Annotated in this window: 21 protein-coding genes; 10 read left to right on the forward strand and 11 right to left on the reverse strand. The window is 63.5% G+C overall.

Going from position 1 to position 22,347, the window contains the following annotated elements; translation table 11 throughout:
• The 5 genes from dnaA to FJ970_RS00025 all read left to right on the forward strand — a co-directional run bounded on the left by dnaA (nucleotide 1) and on the right by FJ970_RS00025 (nucleotide 5,274).
• Nucleotides 1–1,473, forward strand: a complete 1,473-nt coding sequence (gene dnaA / locus FJ970_RS00005; RefSeq protein WP_224594067.1) for a chromosomal replication initiator protein DnaA — start codon at nucleotides 1–3, stop codon at nucleotides 1,471–1,473.
• Between the two features lie 200 nt (nucleotides 1,474–1,673).
• A complete protein-coding gene (dnaN, locus tag FJ970_RS00010; RefSeq protein ID WP_010913340.1) occupies nucleotides 1,674–2,792 on the forward strand; it encodes a DNA polymerase III subunit beta in 1,119 nt (372 codons plus the stop codon).
• Nucleotides 2,793–2,862: 70 nt separating this feature from the next.
• Nucleotides 2,863–4,002, forward strand: coding sequence for a DNA replication/repair protein RecF (recF, locus tag FJ970_RS00015; protein WP_140757866.1), 1,140 nt, complete (start codon nucleotides 2,863–2,865; stop codon nucleotides 4,000–4,002).
• A 31-nt stretch (nucleotides 4,003–4,033) separates the two neighbouring features.
• Nucleotides 4,034–4,786: a molybdopterin-synthase adenylyltransferase MoeB gene (locus FJ970_RS00020; RefSeq protein ID WP_140757867.1), complete on the forward strand. Its 753-nt coding sequence runs from the start codon at nucleotides 4,034–4,036 to the stop codon at nucleotides 4,784–4,786.
• Nucleotides 4,787–4,788: 2 nt separating this feature from the next.
• Nucleotides 4,789–5,274, forward strand: coding sequence for a GNAT family N-acetyltransferase (locus FJ970_RS00025; protein ID WP_140757868.1), 486 nt, complete (start codon nucleotides 4,789–4,791; stop codon nucleotides 5,272–5,274).
• Between the two features lie 25 nt (nucleotides 5,275–5,299).
• Here the strand turns inward: FJ970_RS00025 and FJ970_RS00030 are convergent, their stop codons facing one another.
• A complete protein-coding gene (locus FJ970_RS00030) occupies nucleotides 5,300–6,301 on the reverse strand; it encodes a 2-hydroxyacid dehydrogenase (RefSeq protein WP_140757869.1) in 1,002 nt (333 codons plus the stop codon).
• 148 nt (nucleotides 6,302–6,449) lie between these two features.
• Between FJ970_RS00030 and FJ970_RS00035 the strand changes: the two genes are divergently transcribed.
• Nucleotides 6,450–7,010: an SH3 domain-containing protein gene (locus FJ970_RS00035; protein ID WP_140757870.1), complete on the forward strand. Its 561-nt coding sequence runs from the start codon at nucleotides 6,450–6,452 to the stop codon at nucleotides 7,008–7,010.
• On the opposite strand, the gene FJ970_RS00040 is transcribed toward FJ970_RS00035, so the two are convergent.
• Nucleotides 7,000–7,380 (reverse strand): DUF4260 domain-containing protein, encoded by a 381-nt coding sequence (locus FJ970_RS00040; RefSeq protein WP_140757871.1) that lies wholly within the window; start codon nucleotides 7,378–7,380, stop codon nucleotides 7,000–7,002. The genes FJ970_RS00035 and FJ970_RS00040 overlap by 11 nt on opposite strands.
• 100 nt (nucleotides 7,381–7,480) lie before the next feature.
• Nucleotides 7,481–7,912, reverse strand: coding sequence for an iron response transcriptional regulator IrrA (gene irrA / locus FJ970_RS00045; protein WP_181178441.1), 432 nt, complete (start codon nucleotides 7,910–7,912; stop codon nucleotides 7,481–7,483).
• Nucleotides 7,913–8,154: 242 nt separating this feature from the next.
• On the opposite strand from irrA, the gene fabA reads away from it, so the two are divergent.
• The 4 genes from fabA to FJ970_RS00065 all read left to right on the forward strand — a co-directional run bounded on the left by fabA (nucleotide 8,155) and on the right by FJ970_RS00065 (nucleotide 12,463).
• On the forward strand, nucleotides 8,155–8,673 hold the full coding sequence (gene fabA, locus FJ970_RS00050) for a 3-hydroxyacyl-[acyl-carrier-protein] dehydratase FabA (protein ID WP_127276870.1): 519 nt from the start codon (nucleotides 8,155–8,157) through the stop codon (nucleotides 8,671–8,673).
• Between the two features lie 49 nt (nucleotides 8,674–8,722).
• Nucleotides 8,723–9,943, forward strand: a complete 1,221-nt coding sequence (gene fabB / locus FJ970_RS00055) for a beta-ketoacyl-ACP synthase I (protein ID WP_140757873.1) — start codon at nucleotides 8,723–8,725, stop codon at nucleotides 9,941–9,943.
• Nucleotides 9,944–9,975: 32 nt separating this feature from the next.
• Nucleotides 9,976–10,788, forward strand: a complete 813-nt coding sequence (gene fabI, locus FJ970_RS00060) for an enoyl-ACP reductase FabI (RefSeq protein WP_140757874.1) — start codon at nucleotides 9,976–9,978, stop codon at nucleotides 10,786–10,788.
• 130 nt (nucleotides 10,789–10,918) lie between these two features.
• On the forward strand, nucleotides 10,919–12,463 hold the full coding sequence (locus FJ970_RS00065; protein WP_140757875.1) for a putative bifunctional diguanylate cyclase/phosphodiesterase: 1,545 nt from the start codon (nucleotides 10,919–10,921) through the stop codon (nucleotides 12,461–12,463).
• Between the two features lie 17 nt (nucleotides 12,464–12,480).
• On the opposite strand, the gene FJ970_RS00070 is transcribed toward FJ970_RS00065, so the two are convergent.
• From FJ970_RS00070 to FJ970_RS00105, 8 genes are all read right to left on the reverse strand, one after another.
• Nucleotides 12,481–13,491 carry a class I SAM-dependent methyltransferase gene (locus tag FJ970_RS00070; RefSeq protein WP_140757876.1) on the reverse strand — a complete coding sequence of 337 codons (1,011 nt, stop codon included), beginning with the start codon at nucleotides 13,489–13,491 and terminating at the stop codon, nucleotides 12,481–12,483.
• 68 nt (nucleotides 13,492–13,559) lie between these two features.
• Nucleotides 13,560–15,707 carry a polyribonucleotide nucleotidyltransferase gene (gene pnp / locus FJ970_RS00075; RefSeq protein ID WP_140757877.1) on the reverse strand — a complete coding sequence of 716 codons (2,148 nt, stop codon included), beginning with the start codon at nucleotides 15,705–15,707 and terminating at the stop codon, nucleotides 13,560–13,562.
• Between the two features lie 279 nt (nucleotides 15,708–15,986).
• Nucleotides 15,987–16,256 (reverse strand): 30S ribosomal protein S15, encoded by a 270-nt coding sequence (gene rpsO, locus FJ970_RS00080; RefSeq protein WP_006202929.1) that lies wholly within the window; start codon nucleotides 16,254–16,256, stop codon nucleotides 15,987–15,989.
• Between the two features lie 181 nt (nucleotides 16,257–16,437).
• Complete coding sequence (gene corA, locus FJ970_RS00085) at nucleotides 16,438–17,532, reverse strand: magnesium/cobalt transporter CorA (protein WP_140757878.1); 1,095 nt, start codon at nucleotides 17,530–17,532, stop codon at nucleotides 16,438–16,440.
• 44 nt (nucleotides 17,533–17,576) lie between these two features.
• Nucleotides 17,577–18,563 (reverse strand): tRNA pseudouridine(55) synthase TruB, encoded by a 987-nt coding sequence (truB, locus tag FJ970_RS00090; protein WP_140757879.1) that lies wholly within the window; start codon nucleotides 18,561–18,563, stop codon nucleotides 17,577–17,579.
• Complete coding sequence (gene rbfA, locus FJ970_RS00095; RefSeq protein ID WP_027142034.1) at nucleotides 18,563–18,973, reverse strand: 30S ribosome-binding factor RbfA; 411 nt, start codon at nucleotides 18,971–18,973, stop codon at nucleotides 18,563–18,565. The genes truB and rbfA overlap by 1 nt, the downstream gene beginning before the upstream one ends.
• A 125-nt stretch (nucleotides 18,974–19,098) precedes the next feature.
• The gene (gene infB, locus FJ970_RS00100; protein ID WP_140757880.1) at nucleotides 19,099–21,675 is read right to left on the reverse strand and encodes a translation initiation factor IF-2; all 2,577 of its coding nucleotides are present in this window, start codon (nucleotides 21,673–21,675) and stop codon (nucleotides 19,099–19,101) included.
• Nucleotides 21,672–22,322: an RNA-binding protein gene (locus FJ970_RS00105; RefSeq protein WP_140757881.1), complete on the reverse strand. Its 651-nt coding sequence runs from the start codon at nucleotides 22,320–22,322 to the stop codon at nucleotides 21,672–21,674. Before FJ970_RS00105 ends, infB begins: the two co-directional genes overlap by 4 nt.
• Between the last annotated feature and the right edge of the window lie 25 nt (nucleotides 22,323–22,347).

Here is a 22,347-nt window from a genome sequence, read left to right on the forward strand (position 1 = left end):
ATGGCGGTCTCCAGCGACGCGGAACAGAAGTTCGACCGGGTCAAGGCCCAGTTGAAGGCGCGCCTGGGAACCGAAGTCTATTCAAGCTGGTTCGGCCGCATGAAGGTCGCGGAAGCTTCCAAGGGCATTGTCCGCATCTCCGTGCCCACCGCGTTCCTGCGCTCGTGGATCAACGGCCACTATCACGATCTCATTTCCGAGCTGTGGAAGCACGAGGATCCCGAGCTTCTCAAGATCGAAATCGTCGTGCGCACCGCGACCCGTCAGGGGCGCAGCCAGCCCGAACCGGAATTGGCGCCGGCGCGCAAGATGACGCGGCAGACGCAGACGGCGCTGGCCGCCGGCACCGTCAGCCCAGGCAGGGTCGAGCGGTCTCCCGTGCCGCGTCCGGGTGCGCCGGTCGAGAGCGAGTTCCGCCACAATGTGCTGGGGTCACCGCTTGATCCGCGTTACACGTTCGGCTCCTTCATCGAAGGGCCCTCGAACCGCGTGGCTTTCGCCGCCGCCAAGGCCGTGGCGGAATCTCAATCGAGCGCGGTGCGCTTCAATCCGCTTTTCCTGCATGCCACCGTCGGGCTCGGCAAGACGCATCTCTTGCAGGCCATCGCCGCGGAATCGCTGAAGCAGAATCCGAAGTCGCGCGTCGTCTATCTCACCGCCGAGTATTTCATGTGGCGCTTCGCCACCGCGATCCGCGACAACAATGCATTGACGCTCAAGGAGCAGCTGCGCGACATCGACCTCCTGATCATCGATGACATGCAGTTCCTGCAGGGCAAGTCGATCCAGCACGAATTCTGCCATCTGATCAACATGCTGCTCGACAGCGCCAAGCAGGTCGTCGTCGCGGCCGACCGGCCACCGTCGGAGCTGGAATCGCTCGAACCGCGGGTCCGTTCGCGCCTCAATGGCGGCGTCGCGCTCGAAATGTCGGCACCCGATTTCGCCATGCGGCTCGGCATGCTCAAACTGCGCTTGGCCACAGCCAGGGTCGACGATGCGTCGCTCGACATTTCCGAAGAGATCCTCAACCACGTTGCCCGCACCGTGACGGGCAGCGGACGTGAACTGGAAGGCGCCTTCAACCAACTCTTGTTTCGCCAGTCGTTCGAGCCGCAGATCACCATCGACCGCATCGACGAGATCCTCGGCCACATCTATCGCACGGGCGAACCGAAGCGGGTCCGCATCGAGGACATCCAGCGCATCGTGGCGCGCCACTACAACGTCTCGAAGACGGAACTCTTGTCCAACCGGCGCACGCGCACCATCGTCAAGCCACGACAGGTCGCCATGTACCTGTCCAAGGTGATGACGCCGCGCTCGCTGCCGGAGATCGGGCGGCGCTTCGGCGGCCGCGACCACACGACGGTGCTGCACGCCGTGCGCAAGATCGAGGACCTTTCCGGCGCCGACAACACACTGGCACAGGAACTGGAATTGCTGAGAAGGCTGATCAACGACCAGGCGTGACCGGCCGGAAACCGCCCGCTTGCAGGGTTGGCCAGCGTTATCCCCAGAAAGCCCGCGTAACCGGCCCGAACCGGTGGCGCGGGCTTGCGTTCACTGGTTTTTTCCTGTCAGTTTGCGTAGATTCTGAAGCCTGTTCAGACCTTTTGCGGGGCGCCGTCAGCCGGAGACCCGTTCATTCATTCAAGCGAGCCTGTTTCGTCATGCGTGTTATCCTGGAACGGTCAAATCTCCTGAAGTCGCTCAACCACGTGCACCGCGTGGTCGAACGGCGCAACACCATACCGATCCTGTCCAACGTGCTGCTCAGCGCCGAAGGCGCCAGCCTCGAAATGAAGGCCACCGACCTCGACCTGGAGGTGACGGAAGCGACGCCCGCCAAAGTCGAGCGCGGCGGCGCGACGACGGTGCCCGCGCACCTGCTCTACGACATCGTGCGCAAGCTTTCCGACGGCGCCGAGGTGATGCTGAAGACGGATGAGGACGGCAACGCCATGACGGTGACGTCGGGCCGCTCGAGCTTCCGCCTGCAGTGCCTGCCGCAATCCGACTTTCCCGAGCTTTCGGCCGGATCCTTCTCGCATATCTTCCGTCTCGACTCGGTGGCGCTGAAGGGCCTGATCGAGAAGACGCAGTTCGCCATCTCCACCGAGGAGACGCGCTACTATCTCAACGGCATCTACCTGCACACGCATGAAGTCGGCGGCAAGCTGAAGCTGCGCTCGGTGGCGACCGACGGCCATCGCCTGGCGCGAGCCGAGATCGACGCGCCGGCTGGCTCCGAGGGCATGCCTGGCATCATCATTCCGCGCAAGACGGTGAGCGAACTGCAGAAGCTGGTCGACGATCCGGATGTCGCCGTGACCACCGAACTGTCCGACACCAAGATCCGCTTCACCATCGGCAGCGTCGTCCTGACCTCGAAGCTGATCGACGGCACCTTCCCGGACTATCAGCGGGTCATTCCGACCGGCAACGACAAGAAGCTGATCCTCGACCGCCAGAGCTTCGCGGCCGCGGTCGACCGCGTCTCGACCATCTCTTCCGAACGCGGCCGCGCTGTGAAGCTTTCGATCAGCGAAGGCCAGGTGACGCTTGCCGTCAACAATCCGGATTCGGGCAGCGCAACGGAAGAACTGGCGGCCGACTATTCGTCCGACCCGATCGAGATCGGATTCAACGCGAAATATCTACTCGATGTCGCCGCGCAGCTGACCGGCACGGAAGCCAAATTCATGCTCGCCGATGCGGGTTCGCCAACGCTGATCCACGACATGGCCGACGAGACCGCGCTTTACGTGCTGATGCCGATGCGGGTATAGCCGGCGCGGCGTCGCCTGACGATACGACCGGCGGGCATTGGTTGCGGTGACTTCCACAGGCGGATAGCGGTTGCCGGCACAAACCCACATAAGTAAGCTTACGCTTACCAATTTTCGCAATTATGCGACCCTGGCGATAGATGTTGCTCCGGGCGCCGTGGTCTTTTCCGGCGACAATGGTGCCGGCAAGACCAATCTCCTCGAAGCGATCTCCTTTTTGACGCCGGGGCGCGGATTGCGCCGCGCACCTTACGGGGATGTGGCACGTGAGGGTGGCGATGGCGGTTTTGCCCTGCATGCCCGACTCGACGGACCTGACGGCGAGGTCGAGATCGGCACGGGCATCTCCGGGGGCGACACGGCGGAGAGCGGCAGGCGGGTGCGTATAAATGGAGCCGCCGCCCGGGCCGAGGACATGCTGGAATGGCTGCGGGTCGTGTGGCTGACGCCGGCGATGGATTCGTTGTTCACCGGACCGGCCGCGGATCGCCGGCGCTTTCTCGACCGGCTGGTGCTGGCGATCGATCCCGGACACGGCCAGCGTGCGCTCGACTACGAGAAGGCGATGCGTGGCCGTAACCGTTTGCTGACGGAAGGCTCACGAGATATCGGCTGGTTCGAGGCGATAGAGACACAGATGGCGGAGACCGGCGTGGCGATCGCCGCAGCGCGCTCCGAGATGGTGCGGCTGCTGGCCGCCATGATCGGCAGGCTGCCCGACACAGGGCCGTTTCCGCAGGCCGATATCGGCCTTTCGGGTGACCTGGAGGCCGAGATTGCCGGTGCACCGGCGGTCGATGTCGAGGAGCGGTTCCGGCGGGCGCTTGCCGATGGCCGAGACCGTGACCGTGCCGCCGGACGCACCCTCGAAGGGCCGCACCGTTCAGACCTCGTGGTCCGGCACCGGCCCAAGGCGATGCCGGCCGAACTCTGCTCGACCGGCGAACAAAAGGCACTGCTGGTCGGCATCGTGCTGTCGCATGCCCGGCTGACCGGCGAAATGTCCGGCCTGACGCCGATCCTGCTGCTCGACGAGATCGCGGCGCACCTCGATGGCGGTCGGCGCGCGGCACTGTTTTCGATCCTGGAGGACCTGAACTGCCAGGCTTTCATGACGGGAACCGATGCGGCGCTGTTTTCCAGCCTGCATGGCCGCGCGCAGTTCCTGACGGTCGACCACGGCATGGTTGGGCCAACCGAAGACCCCTGACAAGGTTTTTCGACCGTTATATGGTCCTGATATGACCACTGCGCTCACCGCCGACGAGATCGAACGCTATGCCCGCCACATCGTGCTGCCGGAGGTCGGCGGCGCGGGCCAGCAGAAGCTCAAGCAGGCGCGGGTCCTGGTCATCGGCGCCGGCGGGCTCGGTGCACCGGTGCTTGAATATCTCGCCGCGGCCGGCGTCGGCACGCTCGGCATTGTCGACGACGACACAGTTTCGCTCTCCAACCTGCAACGCCAGGTCATCCATGGCACCGATACGATCGGCATGCTGAAAACCCAGAGCGCCGGGGCGGCGATCACCCGCATCAATCCCAACATATCAGTCGAAACGCACACATTCCGGCTGACCGCGGAGAACGCCCCCGCCCTCGTCGCCAAGTACGACATCGTCGTCGATGGGTCCGACAATTTCGAGACGCGTTATGTGGTGGCCGATGCATGCGCGGCCGAAGGGAGACCGCTGGTGCATGCAGCCGTCGGACGTTTCGACGGCTCGGTGACCGTGCTGAAGCCTTTTGAAAGCGGCAGCGACGGCAAGCCGAACCCGAGCTATCGGGATCTGTTTCCCGAAGCACCGCCGCCGGGCCTGGTGGCGTCCTGTGCCGAGGCCGGGGTGCTGGGCGCATTGACCGGGGTCATCGGCACGTTGCAAGCGATGGAGGCGATCAAGCTGATCACCGGCATAGGCGAGCCGCTGATCGGCCGGCTGCTGCTCTATGATGCGCTGGCCGCGCGCTTCGAGACTATCCGCTACAAGAGACGCTGACCTTGGAACAATGCCGTGTTTCGATCACCCGGATCCCCGCCGATTTCGGCCGCTGGGGCGATGTGCTTACCCTCATCACGCGTGCCTTCGCCTTCATGGACGGCATCATCGACCCGCCGTCGTCGGCTCACCTGCTCACAGTCGATGCGCTGCGCGCCAAGGCCCTGCGGGAGACAGGCTTTCTGGCACTCGACGGCGACAGGATCGTCGGCTGCGTTTTTGCTCTCGAAAGGGCTGACGGCTTTTATTTCGGCAAGCTCGCCGTCGCCCCGGACCTCCAGGGGCAAGGCATTGGCCGGCGGCTGATGCAAGCGGCCGAGGATCTGGCCCGCAGCCGCGGCAAGGCGGCCATCGAGCTCGAGACTAGGATCGAGCTCACCGCCAACCATGCCGCCTTTGCACGGCTCGGCTTTCATGAGACCGAACGGACGGCGCATGAGGGCTATGACAGGCCGACCTCCATCACCATGCGCAAAACGATCTCGTAAACGGCGAGCCGAGCCCTGGAAGGTTTCAGGTTCTGAGTGGCAGCACGCGGTCCGGCGGGCGATGGCCGTCGACGAAGGCGCGGATGTTGATGATGACCTTCTCGCCCATGTCGATACGGCCCTCGAGCGTGGCCGAGCCCATATGCGGCAGAAGCACGACCTTGTTCCTGGCGGCGAGCTTCAAGAGCTTGCCGTTCAGGGCCGGCTCGTGTTCGTAGACGTCGAGGCCGGCACCGGCGATCTTGCCGTCCTGGATCAGCTTGACCAGCGCTTCTTCATCGATGATATCGCCGCGGGCGGTGTTGACGATATAAGCGGTCGGCTGCAGCAGCGCCAGCCGCCGTGCCGACAGAAGATGGAAGGTCGCCGGCGTCGACGGACAATTGACCGAGATGATGTCCATGCGGGCCAGCATCTGGTCGAGACTCTCCCAATAGGTCGCCTCCAGACCGTCCTCGACCGCCGGCAGCACGCGATGCCGGTTGTGATAGTGGATGGATAGGCCGAAAGCCTTGGCCCGCCGGGCAACGGCCGTGCCGATGCGGCCCATGCCGACAATGCCGAGCCGCTTGCCCCAGATGCGCCGGCCAAGCATCCACGTCGGCGACCAGCCGGCCCATTTCTTGTCGCCGGTAAGCACGCTGGCGCCTTCGGCCAACCGGCGCGGCACCGCAAGCATCAGCGCCATGGTCATGTCGGCGGTATCTTCGGTGAGCACATTGGGCGTGTTGGTGACCGTGATGCCTCTCTTGGCCGCCGCCGTCACGTCGATCTTGTCGACGCCATTGCCGAAATTGGCGATCAGCTTGAGGTTGTCGCCGGCCTGGGCGATCAGCGCGGCATCGATCTGGTCGGTCACGGTCGGTACCAGCACGTCGGCTTCCTTGACCGCTGCGACCAGTTCCGGCTGCGTCATCGGCCTGTCCTCGACATTCAGCCTTGCGTCGAACAGTTCGCGCATGCGGGTCTCGACCGGGTCGGGCAGCTTTCGCGTGATGACTACGAGAGGCTTCTTTTTGCCTGGCATTGTTTCCCTCGTTGAGACCTCTTTAACCAAGACCGGCGAAACTGAAAGCTGGTCGCGGCAGCCGATTTACCCATGTAACAAGCGGTGCCGCCGAAGACAAAGAAAAAGGGGTGCCGCAGCCGTCGGGCCGGCGCCGAAAGGAACGAAAGTGTCTGGTTTCGCGTCGCTTCGCCTGGCCTTCAGCGCAGCATTTCTCGGCGCTTTCCTCTATTCTCCGCTTGCCGGCGCGCAGAGCGCGGCCGCCCCTGCCCAGAGCGCCATCACGCTCGGACCGAGCGGCCTGCCGCTGCCGCGATTCGTCAGCCTGAAATCCGGCCGCGTCAACTCGCGCGTCGGCCCCGGCGCCAACTATTCGGTCGACTGGATGTATATGAAGGCTGGCCTGCCGATGGAAATCATCCAGGAGTTCGATACGTGGCGGCGTGTGCGCGACGCCGATGGCTCGGAAGGATGGATCAACCAGTCGCTGCTGTCGGGCCGGCGCACGGCGATCATCGCGCCCTGGCAGCGCGGCAAGGGCGGCCAGGTCAATCTTCTGAAAGGTCCCGACAAGGATGCAAGGGTGGTGGCGATCGTCGAACCCGGCGTGATGGGCACGATCAAGTCCTGCGACGGCCAGTGGTGCGAAATGACGCTCGACGGCCACACCGGCTGGCTTGCCCAGTCGGTCGTCTGGGGTGCTTATCCGGGCGAGCGGGTCAAGGACTGAACGTTTCGCGTTTGCGCCCGATGGGGCCAAGATGGGTGTCCTGAAACCCTGTCGACAGCTTCAGGCCGTAGCCGAGTGCACGGTCGATTGCGATATGGGCGATCCAGATCAGTGCGATGGCGCTGCCGACCGCACTGCCGGCGAGATGCCCGGCAAGCAGCAGAAGCACAGGTACGATCAGAATGTGCAAGGCGTTGTAGGCAATGGCGCCGATGCGCGGGCCACCGAGATAACCCAGCATCGACAGGTCCGGTGCCAGGATGAGCAATGCGAAGAACCACCAGGAGACGCCTGTCGCGCCATAGAAGACGATTGCGGCAACCGCCACGACGGCCCATTCGAGCCGGACTATCCAATCGAGGGACTTCATCCCAGACGGATTATTCCGGCCAGACGGATTATTCCGGCCAGGCCGATTATTCCGGCCCGGCTGATTATTCCAGCATAGCCAATTATTTCGGCCTCGCCGGTCATTCCGGACGCTTGGGACGGAGCCTCACCACGATATCGACATTGGCTATTTCCATACCCTCGGGCGGGTCCGGCAGATTGGAGACCGTTACCGGACCGTTGGCGATGTCGAAAATCCTGTTTTCGCCTTCGATATAGAAATGATGGTGGTCGGAGGTGTTGGTGTCGAAATAGGTCTTGGAACCTTCGACGGCGAGGATACGCAGCAGCCCCGCCTGGGTAAACTGGTGAAGCGCGTTGTAGACGGTGGCCAGCGACACCGGCACGCCGGCGGCCTGCGCCTCCTCGTGCAGTTCCTCAGCCGACAAATGGCGGTCGCCCTTGGCGAAAAGCAGGTCGGCCAGCGCGATACGCTGACGCGTCGGCCTCAGGCCGGCTTCACGTACCCGCTTGTCCACAGCGACATTTTCCTTCCGGCAGCCCCGGTCCATCTGGTCTTCCAAGCTCACAGTCCCGCTTCAAGACACGCCCAGAATGGCAAAAAAATGAATGTCTGCCGAAACCGGACCCCTGTTGACATATATTCTGTCGCCCGAATGCGATCAATAGCGCGCATTGACCCGGGCAGACTGGCGGGTTAAGCGCAAACGCCGGTTTCCGGCCTGAAACAGATTGTGTTAGGACACCAACGACAAGGGCGCGCTACCGCCCGGACGATATGGGGAAGAAATTGATGGCGGGTTCGAAATCCAGCTACGACTACGAAGAATTGCTGGCCTGCGCCCGCGGCGAGCTGTTCGGAGAGGGCAATGCCCAGTTGCCCTACCCGCCGATGCTGATGTTCGACCGTATCACCGAGGTCAGCGAGACCGGCGGCGCCTTCGACAAGGGTTTCATTCGCGCGGAATTCGATATCAAGCCCGACCTGTGGTTCTTTGCCTGCCATTTCATCGGCAATCCGATCATGCCAGGGTGCCTCGGCCTGGACGCCCTGTGGCAATTGACGGGCTTTTATCTCGGCTGGCTAGGCGAACCCGGCAAGGGAATGGCGCTGTCGACCGGAGAGGTCAAGTTCAAGGGCATGGTCACGCCGTCGGTCAAGAAGGTCGAGTATGGCGTGGATTTCAAGCGTGTGATGCGCGGCCGGCTGGTGCTCGGCATCGCCGATGGCTGGATGAAGGCGGATGGCGAGCCCATATATGCGGCGACAGACCTGAAGGTCGGCCTGTCGAAGCAGTCGGCGGTCGCTTGACCGCAGCCCTGGCCCGCCCATTGGCCAGTATCCCTGGAAGGAGTTGCGAATGAGACGTGTCGTAGTCACAGGCCTCGGCATCGTGTCGTCGATCGGCAACAATGCCAACGAGGTGCAGACCTCGCTGCATGACGCCAGATCCGGCATCAGCTTTTCCGATTCCTTTGCCGAGCATGGCTTCCGCTGCCAAGTCTGGGGCGCGCCGACGCTCGACCCTACCGCCATGATCGACCGCCGCGCGATGCGCTTCCTGAGCCAGGGCGCGGCCTGGAATCACGTCGCCATGGACCAGGCGATCGCGGACGCCGGCCTTGACGAAAGCGACATCACCAACGAGCGCACCGGCATCGTCATGGGTTCGGGCGGCCCCTCCACCCGCACCATCGTCGAGGCGGCCGAAACCACGCTAAAGAACGGCAGCCCCAAGCGCATCGGTCCCTTCGCGGTGCCGAAGGCTATGTCGTCGACCGCGTCGGCGACGCTGGCCACATGGTTCAAGATCCATGGCGTCAACTATTCGATCTCGTCGGCCTGCTCGACCTCGGCGCATTGCATCGGCAACGGCTACGAGTTGATCCAGTGGGGCAAGCAGGACATAGTCTTTGCCGGCGGCCACGAGGATCTCGATTGGACAATGTCGGACCTGTTCGATGCCATGGGCGCCATGTCGTCGAAGTTCAACGACAGGGCCTCGACCGCATCGCGCGCCTATGACGCCAATCGCGACGGCTTCGTCATTGCCGGCGGCGCCGGCGTGCTGGTGCTGGAAGAGCTGGAGCATGCCAAGGCGCGCGGCGCCAAGATCTACGCCGAGATCGTCGGCTATGGCGCGACCTCGGACGGCTACGACATGGTGGCGCCCTCGGGCGAAGGCGCGGTCCGGTGCATGCGCCAGGCGCTGGCGACGGTCTCCACGCCGGTCGACTACATCAACACCCACGGCACCTCGACGCCGGTCGGGGATTCCAAGGAAATGGGCGCGATCCGTGAAGTGTTCGGCGAGAAGATGCCGTTCATCACGTCGACGAAGTCGCTGACCGGCCATTCGCTGGGCGCGGCTGGCGTGCAGGAATCCATCTATTCGATCCTGATGATGCAAGGCGGCTTCATCGGCGAAAGCGCCCATATCGAGACGCTCGATCCGGAATTCGAGGGGATGCCGATCGTGCGCAAGCGCATCGACAACGCAGGGATCGACACTGTCCTGTCGAATTCCTTCGGTTTCGGCGGCACCAACGCAACGCTCGTTTTCCAGCGCTATTCCGCATAGGGCCAAGTTTTTTATACAAGGATTTGCCGGCCATGGACGGATTGATGAAAGGCAAGCGCGGGCTTGTCATGGGTGTCGCCAACGATCATTCGATCGCCTGGGGCATCGCCCGGAAATTGTCCGAACATGGGGCGGAACTCGCCTTCACCTACCAGGGCGAGGCTTTCGGTCGCCGCGTCAAGCCGCTCGCCGACAAGCTTGGCGCTTCGCTGGTCGTTCCTTGCGACGTCGAGGACAGCGCTTCGGTCGCAGCCACGTTCGAGACGCTTGGCAAGGCCTGGGGCGGCCTGGACTTTGTCGTCCATGCCATCGGTTTCTCAGACAAGAACGAGTTGAAGGGCCTCTACGCCGACACCAGCCGGGACAATTTCGTCCGCACCATGGTGATCTCCTGCTATTCATTCACCGAGGTGGCCCGCAATGCCGCGCCGCTGATGACCAATGGCGGCTCGATGATCACGCTGACCTATGCCGGCGCGGTCCGCGTCATGCCGAACTACAATGTCATGGGCGTCGCCAAGGCTGGGCTCGAGGCCAGCGTGCGCTACCTCGCCAACGACTACGGTCCGCGCGGCATCCGCGTCAACGGCATCTCGGCCGGTCCGGTGCGCACACTGGCCGGCGCCGGCATTTCGGACGCCCGTCACATGTTCTCCTACCAGCAGCGAAACTCGCCATTGCGCCGGACCGTGACGATCGACGAGGTCGGCGGCTCCTCGCTCTATCTCCTGTCCGACCTTGCTTCCGGTGTCACCGGCGAAATCCACTATGTCGATTCCGGCTACCATATCGTCTCGATGCCGACGCTCGACGAGTTGAAGCAGACGGATGGCGGGCGCGACTGAAAAGCGGGTCCGCCAACCGGGTCTTTGCCAGTAAAGAAAATAATCCTCTCCAGTAAAATTGGATTCATTCGCGGAAACTCATTTTAAGGAGGTTTCCGCTATAGAGATCCCCGATCTGGGGGACCTTGTCATGCCTGCCGTCAGCAACCCGAAGCGAACACCTATGTTCCGACTGCTCACGATAGCAAGTTCGGGCATTGGCAGTTTCGTCCTCGGCATCTGGGGCCTGAAGCACGGTCTCGGCGACGGGTTTGCCGGCATATCGGCTGATATGATGGTGTCGGTGATGGCCGCGCTTTGCGCGCTGGCGGCATCGGTGGCGGCAATGTCGTTCTTCGCCGGCGTCGATGAATCGGCGGATTTCGTCTTCAACGAAACCCATTTCGACAAGCTGACCGGACTGCTGGCACGCCCGGCCATGGTCGGCAAGATCGCCGAGGCGGCATGCGCGACAAGCCGCACCGGGGAACCGGTGTTCCTGATCGACATCGACATCGACCGGTTCAAGCAGATCAACGACGCGATTGGCTACACCCAGGGCGATGAATTGATCCGCGCCTTCACCAAGCGGCTGCGCAGCTGCGTGCCCGCGCGCGCCCTGATCGGCCGCATCGGGGCCGGCGAGTTCGCGGTGCTGCTCCCGGACCATCTGATTCGGGGGACCCTGGAAAGCATGGTCGAGAGGCTCATCGACGAGATGATGGAGCCGTATGAGCTCAGCAGTCACCAGCAATCGGTGAGCCTGTCGGTCGGCATCGTGGCGATGCCCAAGGACGGTATCGATCCGGTCCTTATCCTGCGGCGCTCCAACCTGGCGCTACAGAATGCGCGTGCCAGAGGGGTTGGCAACTGGTCGGTCTTCGACAGCGAGATGGGGCGCGTCGCCGACCATCGCCAATGGGTCGAATCCGAACTGCATAGCGCCTTTGAACGCGGTGATTTCGACCTGCACTATCAGCCACAGCTCGACCTCCCGACCGGCCGCATCGTCGGCTACGAGGCGTTGATCCGCTGGAAGCATCCCGAACGCGGCATGATCCCGCCGATGGAGTTCATCCAGATCGCCGAGGAGACCGGCATGATCAACCCGATCGGCGAATGGGTGCTGCGCAAGGCCTGCAGCGATGCCCGCCACCTGCCGGACGACTGCTTCGTCGCCGTCAACATTTCGCCGGTCCAGTTCATGACCAAGGACTTCGTCGGCATTGTGCGCGACACGATGCGGGCCACCGGCATCAAGCCGTCACGGCTGGAGCTGGAAGTCACCGAGACGGCGATGATGCAGGACCGCGACCGCGCGGCCGCCATCCTGAAAGAGCTTGCCGAGATGGGCATCTCGGTCGCCGTCGATGATTTCGGCACCGGCTATTCCAACCTCAGCTATCTGATCGACTTCTCGTTCGGCAAGCTGAAAATCGACCGTTCCTTCGTCAGCCGCATCGATACCGATGCCAGCTCCGGCGCGGTCGTGTCGACCATTGTCGGGCTGTCGCGGGCGCTCGGCGTCAGCATCATCGCCGAAGGCGTCGAGACCGAAAGCCAGGCGACCCTGCTGCGGGCCGCCGGCTGCGAGGTGGTGCAAGGCTACCTGTTCGGCCGGCCAGCACCGCTCGATATCGGCGTTGGTGACGGGCATGTCGCCAACGACATGAGGCGCATCGCCAATCTGCATTGATAACCCGCCACGCTGTATTACCGGCGCGCGACGAACACTTTGAACATGCCATCGCGGGCAAGCTCCGCATGACTGGCAAAGGCGGCCGACAGCACCTGCTCATAAGGAAGCTGGCGGTTGGCGACCATGAACAGGCGTCCACCGGGCTTCAGGGCCTTGGCGGCCGCGCGGATCATGCCGGCACCGATCTCGGGCTCCGCCGCACGGCTGCGATGGAAGGGCGGGTTCATGGCGATGACGTCGTAGCGGTGCTCGACAGGCTCGGCGAGCAGATCCGTCCAGAAGAAGCCCTGTGCCACGGTGTTGCCGAGATTGCCCCTGGCTGCCTCCAGCGCATCGAAATCGGCCTCGTAAAGATCAAGGGCCGACAAGCCCGGCGAGCGGGCAGCCATCTCGGCCGCCACATAGCCCCAGCCGGCGCAGAAATCGGCCGCACTGCCACGCAGGTCGCCGGGCAGGTTGTCGACCAGCAGTTTCGAACCGGCATCGACGCGGTCGAAGGAGAACATGCCGGGAGCGGTGTGGAACCGGTCCCCGACCAGAAAGGCGGGATTGGCGGTGCGAAGCGCAGCCGCGGCTTGCATGGCGGCCGGGCGGCGCAGCCAGAAGGCAATACCGTGATATTTCGGCATGTGGCCTTCGATCGGCACGAGATCGCCGACGCGCTTGCGCAGGCTGGCGACGCCATCCTCCTTGCCACCGGCAATGAGGATCAATCCGCCCTCGGCCACGCGCTCGAGAGCCTCGGCGATGCGCAGTTCGTTCTGGCCGCGATGGCGGCCGGCAAGCACGAGCGCGGCATCAAGACCATCGCCGGTCGATTGCGGCGTGACCGTGAAGCCTGCCGCCTGCAATGCACGGAAATGCGGCCGGAAGCCCTGTACGAGATCGAGCGTCGCCTCGAAAGCCGGCGGCAGGTGCAGGCCGGGTTCGGCGCCAAGGAAGAGAACGCGCTCGCCCTTCCCCGGCAAGGAAAGAGCCTCGGCCTCGAACGGGTGAAAAAGCGTCTTCAGCGCTTCAGCGGACATAGCCGTGCTCCATAAACAAAAACGGGCGCGACCTAAGCCGCGCCCGTCTTATTGTTCAGTCAGATCGCTCAGGCGGCGTTTTCTTCGCCTTCGGTCTTCTTGTCGCGGGCGATTTCCTTGCCAGTGGCCTGGTCGACGACCTTCATCGACAGACGAACCTTGCCGCGCTCGTCGAAGCCCATCAGCTTGACCCAGACCTTGTCGCCTTCCTTGACGACGTCCGAGGTCTTGGCGACCCGGTCGTTGGCGAGCTGCGAGATGTGGACGAGACCGTCACGCGGACCGAAGAAGTTGACGAAGGCGCCGAAGTCTGCGGTCTTGACGACCGTGCCTTCGTAGATTTCGCCGACTTCCGGCTCGGCGACGATGGTGTGGATCCATTTCTTCGCCGCCTCGATCTCCTTGGCGTTCGAGGAAGCGATCTTGACCGTGCCGTCGTCCTCGATGTTGATCTTGGCGCCGGTCTTCTCGACGATCTCGCGGATGACCTTGCCGCCCGAACCGATGACGTCGCGGATCTTGTCGGTCGGGATGTGCATGACCTCGATGCGCGGCGCGAACTCACCGAGTTCCGAACGCGCGCCGGAGAGTGCGTGGCCCATTTCGCCGAGGATATGCAGGCGACCGTCCTTGGCCTGGCCAAGGGCGATCTTCATGATCTCCTCGGTGATGCCGTCGATCTTGATATCCATCTGCAGCGAGGTGATGCCACCTTCGGTGCCGGCGACCTTGAAGTCCATGTCGCCGAGGTGATCCTCGTCACCAAGGATGTCGGAGAGCACGGCGAAGCGCTCGCCTTCCTTGATCAGGCCCATGGCGATACCGGCGACCGGCTTGGCCAGCGGCACGCCGGCATCCATCAGCGCCAGCGAGGTACCGCAGACGGTGGCCATCGACGACGAGCCGTTGGACTCGGTGATCTCCGAGACGACGCGCAGCGTGTAGGGGAACTGGTCGGAGGTCGGCAGCATCGGACGGATAGCGCGCCAGGCGAGCTTGCCGTGGCCGATTTCGCGACGGCCCGGCGAACCCATGCGGCCGGTCTCACCAACGGAGTAGGGAGGGAAGTTGTAGTGAAGGAGGAACTTCTCCTTGTACATGCCGGTCAGCGAATCGACGTACTGCTCGTCCTCGCCGGTGCCGAGCGTGGCAACGACCAGCGCCTGGGTCTCGCCGCGGGTGAACAGCGCCGAGCCGTGCGTGCGCGGCAGGACGCCGACTTCGGAGACGATCTTGCGAACCGTCTTCAGGTCGCGGCCATCGATGCGCGAGCCGGTGTCGAGAATGTTCCAGCGCACGACCTTGGCCTGGAGTTCCTTGAACACCGAGCCGATCTGTTCGGAGGTATACTTTGCGTCCTCGCCTTCGGCCGGGGCAAACGCTGCCTTGACCTTCGCCTTGACGGCGTCGACGGCAGCGTAACGCTTCTGCTTGTCGACGTTCTTGTAGGCATCGCTGAGCTCGTCGCCGACGATCTTCAGCATCTCGGCCTCGAGCGCGGAATAATCCGGCGCGGTGAAGTCGCGCGGCTCCTTGGCCGCAACTTCGGCCAGCTTGATGATGGCGTCGATGACCGGCTGGAAACCCTTGTGGCCAAACATGACGGCGCCGAGCATCAGCTCTTCGCCAAGTTCCTTGGCTTCGGACTCGACCATCAGAACGGCGTCGGCGGTGCCGGCGACAACGAGGTCGAGCTTGGATTCCTGCATCTCGTCGACATGCGGGTTCAGAACATATTCGCCATTGATGTAACCGACGCGGGCGCCGCCGACCGGACCCATGAACGGAACGCCGGAGAGCGTCAGAGCGGCCGAGGTGGCAACGATCGACAGGATGTCCGGGTCGTTTTCGAGGTCATGCTGGACGACGGTGACGACGATCTGCGTGTCGTTCTTGTAGCCCGCCGCGAAGAGCGGCCGGATCGGGCGGTCGATGAGGCGGGAAACCAGCGTTTCCTTTTCGCTCGGACGGCCTTCGCGCTTGAAATAGCCGCCCGGGATCTTGCCGGCGGCATAGGTCTTTTCCTGGTAGTTTACGGTCAGCGGAAAGAAGTCGAGGCCGGGCTTGGGCTCCTTCATCGAAACGACGGTGGCCAGAACCTTGGTCTCGCCGTAGGTGGCGAGCACCGCGCCGTCGGCCTGGCGCGCGATCTTGCCGGTTTCGAGGATGAGCGGACGGCCGCCCCATTCGATTTCCACTTTGTGGTGATTGAACATGTCTTGTCCTTAATAAGCGGAAAGGGGCGCGCCGTTTCACGGTGCGCGGATGCCCTTTCCCTGGCTTCCTTTCTCGGGCAGCCACGGGCAAGACAACGGGAAGCTCGGATGATTTAGGCGCGACGAGCGCGCACGAGCGTCCTGCAATCCTGCCCCATGACCGTCCATGGGCGGTTTCGAGTGGCCCTCTGCACGCTCGAAACCGGGTCTGGCCAGCCGATATGACTGGCAGAATGCGTGACCGGCGGACTTCCCTGGGAAAGTCCGCCGGTCAATTCGTCAACGGCGCAGACCGAGCTTCTCGATCAGTGTCTGATAGCGCGCGTCGTCCTTGCGCTTGAGATAATCAAGCAGGCTGCGGCGCTGGGACACGAGAGCGAGCAGACCACGGCGGGAATGGTTATCCTTCTTGTGGTCCTTGAAATGATCGGTCAGGTTCTTGATGCGCTCGGAAAGGATGGCCACCTGGACTTCCGGAGACCCGGTATCGCCCTTGGCGGTTGCGAATTCACCCATCAATTCCTGTTTGCGCTCGGCAGTAATCGACATCGTGTTTTTCCTTATCTGTTCGAGGAAACGGGTCGCCCACAGCCGGGATGTCGTCCAGCAGGGGCCGTGCATGCAAAGCGTCAAGGCGCTATGCTGCGGCGCATATAGTGCAATTCCCCGAAAAACACCAGCCCAATTCACAAGCCGGCTTTTGACGCTCAAATGGCAGGTTCAATCCCAGTCAAAGCCACTTCTTCCATTTGAAGAATGCAATCAGCCCGACAACGATGGCAGCCATGAACAGCAGCGACAAGGGATAGCCGTAGTACGCCTTCAACTCCGGCATGTTCCACGGCGAACTCGCGGGGTCGAAGTTCATGCCCCAGATGCCGACCAGGAAGGTGAGCGGCATGAAGATGACCGAGACGATGGTGAGATAGGAGATGACGTCGTTGGTGCGGGCCTGGCTCAGCGACAGATGCATTTCGATCAGGCCGGTCAGCATGTCGCGCTGGGTCTCGACCAACTCGATCAGCCTGAGCGAATGGTCGAGCGTGTCGTTGAGGAAGACCTTGGTCTCGGCTCTGACATAGGACACGTCGTTGCGGATCAGCGTAGCCAGCGCATCGCGCATCGGCCACAGCACGCCTTTGAGGACATTGGCGTCGCGCCGCAATTCGTGCAGCTGCCGCATCTGGTGCTTGTGCGTCGAATGCAGCATCTCGTCCTCGATGCTGTCTACAAGGTCGCCGGTGGCCTCGATCGGCGGAAAATAGCTGTCGACGATGGCGTCGATCAGCGCGTAGGCGAGATAGTCGGCGCCGCGCGTGCGCAGCCGGTTGGGCGCCGAACTCTCGATGCGCTTGCGCACGGGATTGAACGGATCGCCCTCGCGCTCCTGGAAGGTGACGACGAAGTTCTCGCCGAGGAAGAGAGCGATCTGTTCGTAGCGATGCGACGTGACATCGTCGATCATGCGCATGACGACGAAGGCGTGATCCTCGAAGAAGTCGACTTTCGGCCGCTGGCCGGTGTTGACGACATCCTCCAGCGCCAGCGGATGCAGGCTGAAGATGCGGCCGATCTCCTCGATCAACTGGATGTTGGCGAGGCCTGTGCAGTCGAGCCAGATGACCGGCCATTTCCGGCAATTGGCCGCGACATCGTCGATGCTGGCATTCTCGATCGTCTTGACCTTCTGCGGCGAGATCAGGGTCAGCCGCAATTCGGAGCGCCGCGCCGCCGGGTCGGCGATCAACGTGCCCGGCGAGGCGCCGACAGGCGGCCGCCTCGTCTTCACCGGCGCACGTTTCTTGACCGTGTCAGCCTTTGCCATGGAGCCCTCTGCCGCGATGTCGCACCGACACTAGATGAGTGGCATCACCCGGCAAAGACCCGCTTGGGCTTGAACATGCCTTGCTCGATGGCGCCGATGGCGACCAGCTTGCCGCGTGACGTCGCGCAGGCCTCTTCGGCCTCCACCGGCGCGTCACGGCCACGGATGATGACCGGATTGCCGAGGCGGATCTTTGTCGCCGCATCGTCGCTTATGGCGATCTGCGGCAGGCAGTCGAGAGCAGCCGAGGTGTCGACTAGGAGCGTGTCGATGGCGCCGAAGTCGATCGGCTTGGCCACCGCGTCAGCCGGGTCGGCTTCGTCGGCCGCTTCCAAATTCTCATCGCCAGTGGCGCCGAAGCGGGCGGCCTCGAGTTCGGCGATGGTGACGAAGTCGTCCGGCGTGAACGGCTCGACTTCGACCCGGCGCAGCTCGCTGATGTGGCCGAAGCAGCCGAGGTCGCGGCCCATGTCGCGGGCCAGCGAACGCACATAGGTGCCCTTGCCGCATTCGACTTCGAAAATCGTCTGGTCCGGCTTGTGCTCGACAATATCGAGCCGGCCGATCTCGATCTCGCGTGCGGGTATGTCGACCGTCTCGCCTTCGCGGGCGAGGTCGTAGGCGCGCTCACCCGCAATCTTGATGGCCGAGAATTGCGGCGGCGTCTGCATGATGACGCCGGTGTATTTCGGCAGCAGCGCCCGCACTTCGGCTTCCGCCGGACGCAGATCGGAGCTCTTCGTCACCGGCCCTTCAAGATCGTCGGTGGAGCGCTCGTCGCCCCAGGCAACGGTGAAACGATAGACCTTGGCGCCGTCCTGCACGTAGGGCACTGTCTTGGTGGCCTCGCCGAGCGCGATCGGCAGCATGCCGGAGGCAAGTGGGTCGAGCGTACCGGCGTGGCCGGCCTTTTCGGCCTGGAACAGCCATTTGATCTTGGAGACGGCTTCGGTCGAGCCCATGCCGACCGGCTTGTCCAGCACCACCCAGCCGGAGACTGGCCGGCCCTTCTTCTTGCCGCGACGCGCCATTATTCTTCTTCCTTGTTGTCGTCGCTATCCAGATCGCGCGCCACTTCGGGCGACTTCAAGAGGTCGTTGATCCTGGCGAAATTGTCGAAGGAGGTATCCAGCCGGAAGCGGAACTCCGGCATGTATTTCATCTGCCTGAGCGCGCCCGAGACACGGCCGCGCACGAACTTGGCATGCTTGTTCAGCGCCTCGATCACCGCGTCGGCATCCTTGGCGCCGAGCGGCGAAACAAAGGCGGTGGCGATCTTGAGATCGGGCGACATGCGCACTTCTGAGACCGAAACGACCGAGTTTTCAATCAACGGGTCGATGATCTCGCCGCGCTGCAAGGTTTCGGAGAGCGCATGACGCACCTGCTCGCCGACGCGCAGCATGCGCTGGGATGGGCTCGATGTCGTGGAACGGGGCATTTTTCTCAATCCTGAAAGCGTGAGGCGCGGGATAGGACCGTGCCGCATGTCTCAAACGGTCATTCTCAATAGCACCGAGGCGGCGGTCTTTCGACCACCGCCCGGTATCGACAAGCCACTCGAACTCAGAGCGTGCGGGTCACCATCTCGACGCGGAAGCACTCGATGACGTCGCCGACGCGCATATCCTCGTAGTTCTGGAAGGCCATGCCGCACTCCTGGCCGCCGGGGACTTCCGAAACCTCGTCCTTGAAGCGCTTCAGGGTCTTCAGCGTGCCTTCGTGGATGACGACGTTGTCGCGGATCAGGCGCACGCCCGCGCCACGCTCGACCTTGCCTTCGGTGACACGGCAGCCGGCGATCTTGCCGACCTTGGTGATGTCGAAGATCTCGAGGATCTCGGCATTGCCGATAAAGGTCTCGCGACGCTCCGGCGACAGCAGGCCCGACAGAGCCGCTTTCACATCATCCACCAGGTTGTAGATGATCGAGTAGTAGCGGATCTCGATGCCAGCGGCCGCGGCCGCGGCACGCGCCTGCACATTGGCACGGACGTTGAAGCCGATGATCGCCGCGCCGGACGTTTCCGCTAGCGAGACGTCGCTTTCGGTGATGGCGCCGGCGCCGGAATGGACGATGCGCGCACGCACTTCGTCGGTGCCGAGCTTGTCCAGGGCGGCATTGATCGCTTCGATCGAACCCTGCACGTCGCCCTTGATCACCAGCGGGAATTCCTTCAGCCCGCTCGTCTGCAACTGCGACATCATCTGTTCGAGCGAGCCGCGCTGGCCGGCATGCCTGGCCACCGCTTTCTCGCGCGCCAGACGCTGGCGATATTCGGTGATCTCGCGGGCACGGGCCTCGTTGTTGACCACGGCGAAGCGGTCGCCGGCCTGCGGGGTTCCCTGAAGGCCGAGCACCTCGACCGGCATTGCCGGCGGCGCCTCCTTGATCTGCTCGCCGCGATCGTTGACCAGCGCGCGCACACGGCCCCATTCGTTGCCGGCGACAAGGATGTCGCCCGGCATCAAGGTGCCGGTCTGCACCAGCACGGTGGCGACGGGACCACGGCCCTTGTCGAGCTGCGCCTCGATGACGACGCCTTCGGCGGTGCGGTCGGGGTTGGCCTTGAGGTCGAGGATTTCGGCCTGCAGCAGGATCGCTTCGAGCAACTTGTCGAGATTGGTGCCCTTGGTCGCCGACACCTCGACGTCCAGCACTTCACCGCCCATCGATTCGACGAACACCTCGTGGCGCAAGAGTTCCGAGCGCACCTTCTGCGGATCGGCATCATGCTTGTCGATCTTGTTGATCGCCACGATGATCGGAACGCCGGCCGCCTTGGCATGGCTGATCGATTCGATCGTCTGCGGCATGACGCTGTCGTCGGCGGCCACCACCAGGATGGCGATGTCGGTCGCCTGGGCGCCACGGGCGCGCATCGCCGTGAAGGCGGCGTGGCCGGGCGTGTCGATGAAGGTGATCTTCTGACCGTTCTTCTCGACCTGATAGGCGCCGATATGCTGGGTGATGCCGCCCGCCTCGCCGGAAACGACATTGGCGTTGCGGATGGCATCGAGCAGCGACGTCTTGCCGTGGTCGACGTGGCCCATGATGGTGACAACCGGCGGACGCGACACGAGGTCTTCCGGACGGTCGGCGATGTTGAACAGGCCTTCCTCGATGTCGGACTCGGCGACGCGGCGGACCGTGTGGCCGAATTCGGTGGCCACCAGTTCGGCCGTGTCGGCGTCGATGACGTCGCCCGGCTTCAGGATCTGGCCCTGCTTCATGAAGTACTTGACCAGGTCGACAGCACGCTCGGACATGCGCTGCGCCAGTTCCTGGATGGTGATGGTCTCGGGCAGGATCACTTCGCGCATGACCTTCTCGCGCGGCTCGTTGTGCATCGCGCGCTTGAATTTTTCCTGGCGGCGACGCATCGACGACAGCGAACGGGCCCGCGCATCCTCGTCGGACAACGCGGAATTCAGCGTCAGCTTGCCACGGCGGCGGTCTTCCTCGCTCTTGGTGGGCTTGGCCGGGCGCGCCACTTCGGGCGTGACCAGGCGGCGCACCGGCGCACCGGCGGTCGCCCGCTTCGGCTTGGCCTCTTCCTCCTCGTCGGCGGTCGCCAACTCAGCGGCTTGCGGCGCGCGACGGCGTGCCTCTTCCTCGGCGCGACGGCGCGATTCGGCCTCGGTCTGCAACCGTGCCTCTTCCTCGGCCTGGCGGCGCGCGGAGTCCTCGCGTTCGCGCTTGCGGCGCTCTTCGTCCTCGGCGCGGCGCTTGGCCTCTTCGGCGGCGCGCTGACGGTCTTCGACCTCGCGGACCTTCGAGCCCTCGAGCGCCCTGCGGCGCGCTTCCATTTCGCTGCGCGACAGTTCGTTCAGCACCATGCCGCTGCGCTCGACCGGAGGCGGCGGAGGCGGAGGCGCCTTGGGCGCTTCCTGCACGACGGGTGCCGCCACGACCGCCGGCTTCGGCGTGAAGACGGGCGCAGGCGGAGCCGCAGCCAGCTCCGGCTTGTCGCCGGGCAGCGAGAACTTGCGCTTCTTGGTCTCGACCACGACCGACTTGGTACGGCCGTGCGAGAAGTTCTGGCGCACAGTGCCCTGTTCCATGCCGGGGCGCTTCAGCGTCAAGGTCTTCTTCGGCGTAACACTCAACGTCTTGTCGTCGCCCGATTTCGTATCGTTCATTCCATATCCTCTGCAGCATCATCTTCGTCAGCAACGGCCGCAAGCATTGCAAGATCGTCCGGGGTTCCGCCCCGATATCGGTCGAGCGCAACCATGCGCTTCTGGACCGCCTTACCCGCGTCTCCCGCGAGGACGGCAGCATGTATCACATTTGTACCCCCCAATGCCAAGCTCAACTCGGCCTCGGAGAAAAGTTTGTAGGCAAGGATGGAAGGGCCGCCTATATGGACGGTCGCCCGCCGCGCCTGGCTGATCTTGCGTACGCCATCCTCGGACGCTTCGGTTGCGTGGAGCACGAAAAGCGCCAGCCCGCCGCGCACCGCGCTCTCGACCTTGGTAGCGCCTAGCGAAATCGCGCCTGCCTTGCGGGCAAGGCCCAGCATGCCCAGAGCGGATCTGGAGAGCAACCCGTCGACCATGCCGCCGAGATCGGCCGGCACGACCACCTGTGCCTTGAAGGCGCGGGCAAAAAGGTTCTTGGCCGCCGCCTTCTCGATATGTAGGCGGTCGGCACTCACCCAGCAACCACGGCCGGGCAGATTTCTCTTGAGATCGGGAACGACGGCCGAATCCGGACCGACGACGAACCGGATCAGTTCATCCGGTTCGGCCTGTTTTCGGGTGACGATGCAGGTGCGATCGTTCATCTCGTCCAAGGGCGGGTTGTGTGCG

This window comes from Mesorhizobium sp. B2-1-8 (genome assembly GCF_006442545.2).
Taxonomy (GTDB): Bacteria; Pseudomonadota; Alphaproteobacteria; order Rhizobiales; family Rhizobiaceae; genus Mesorhizobium.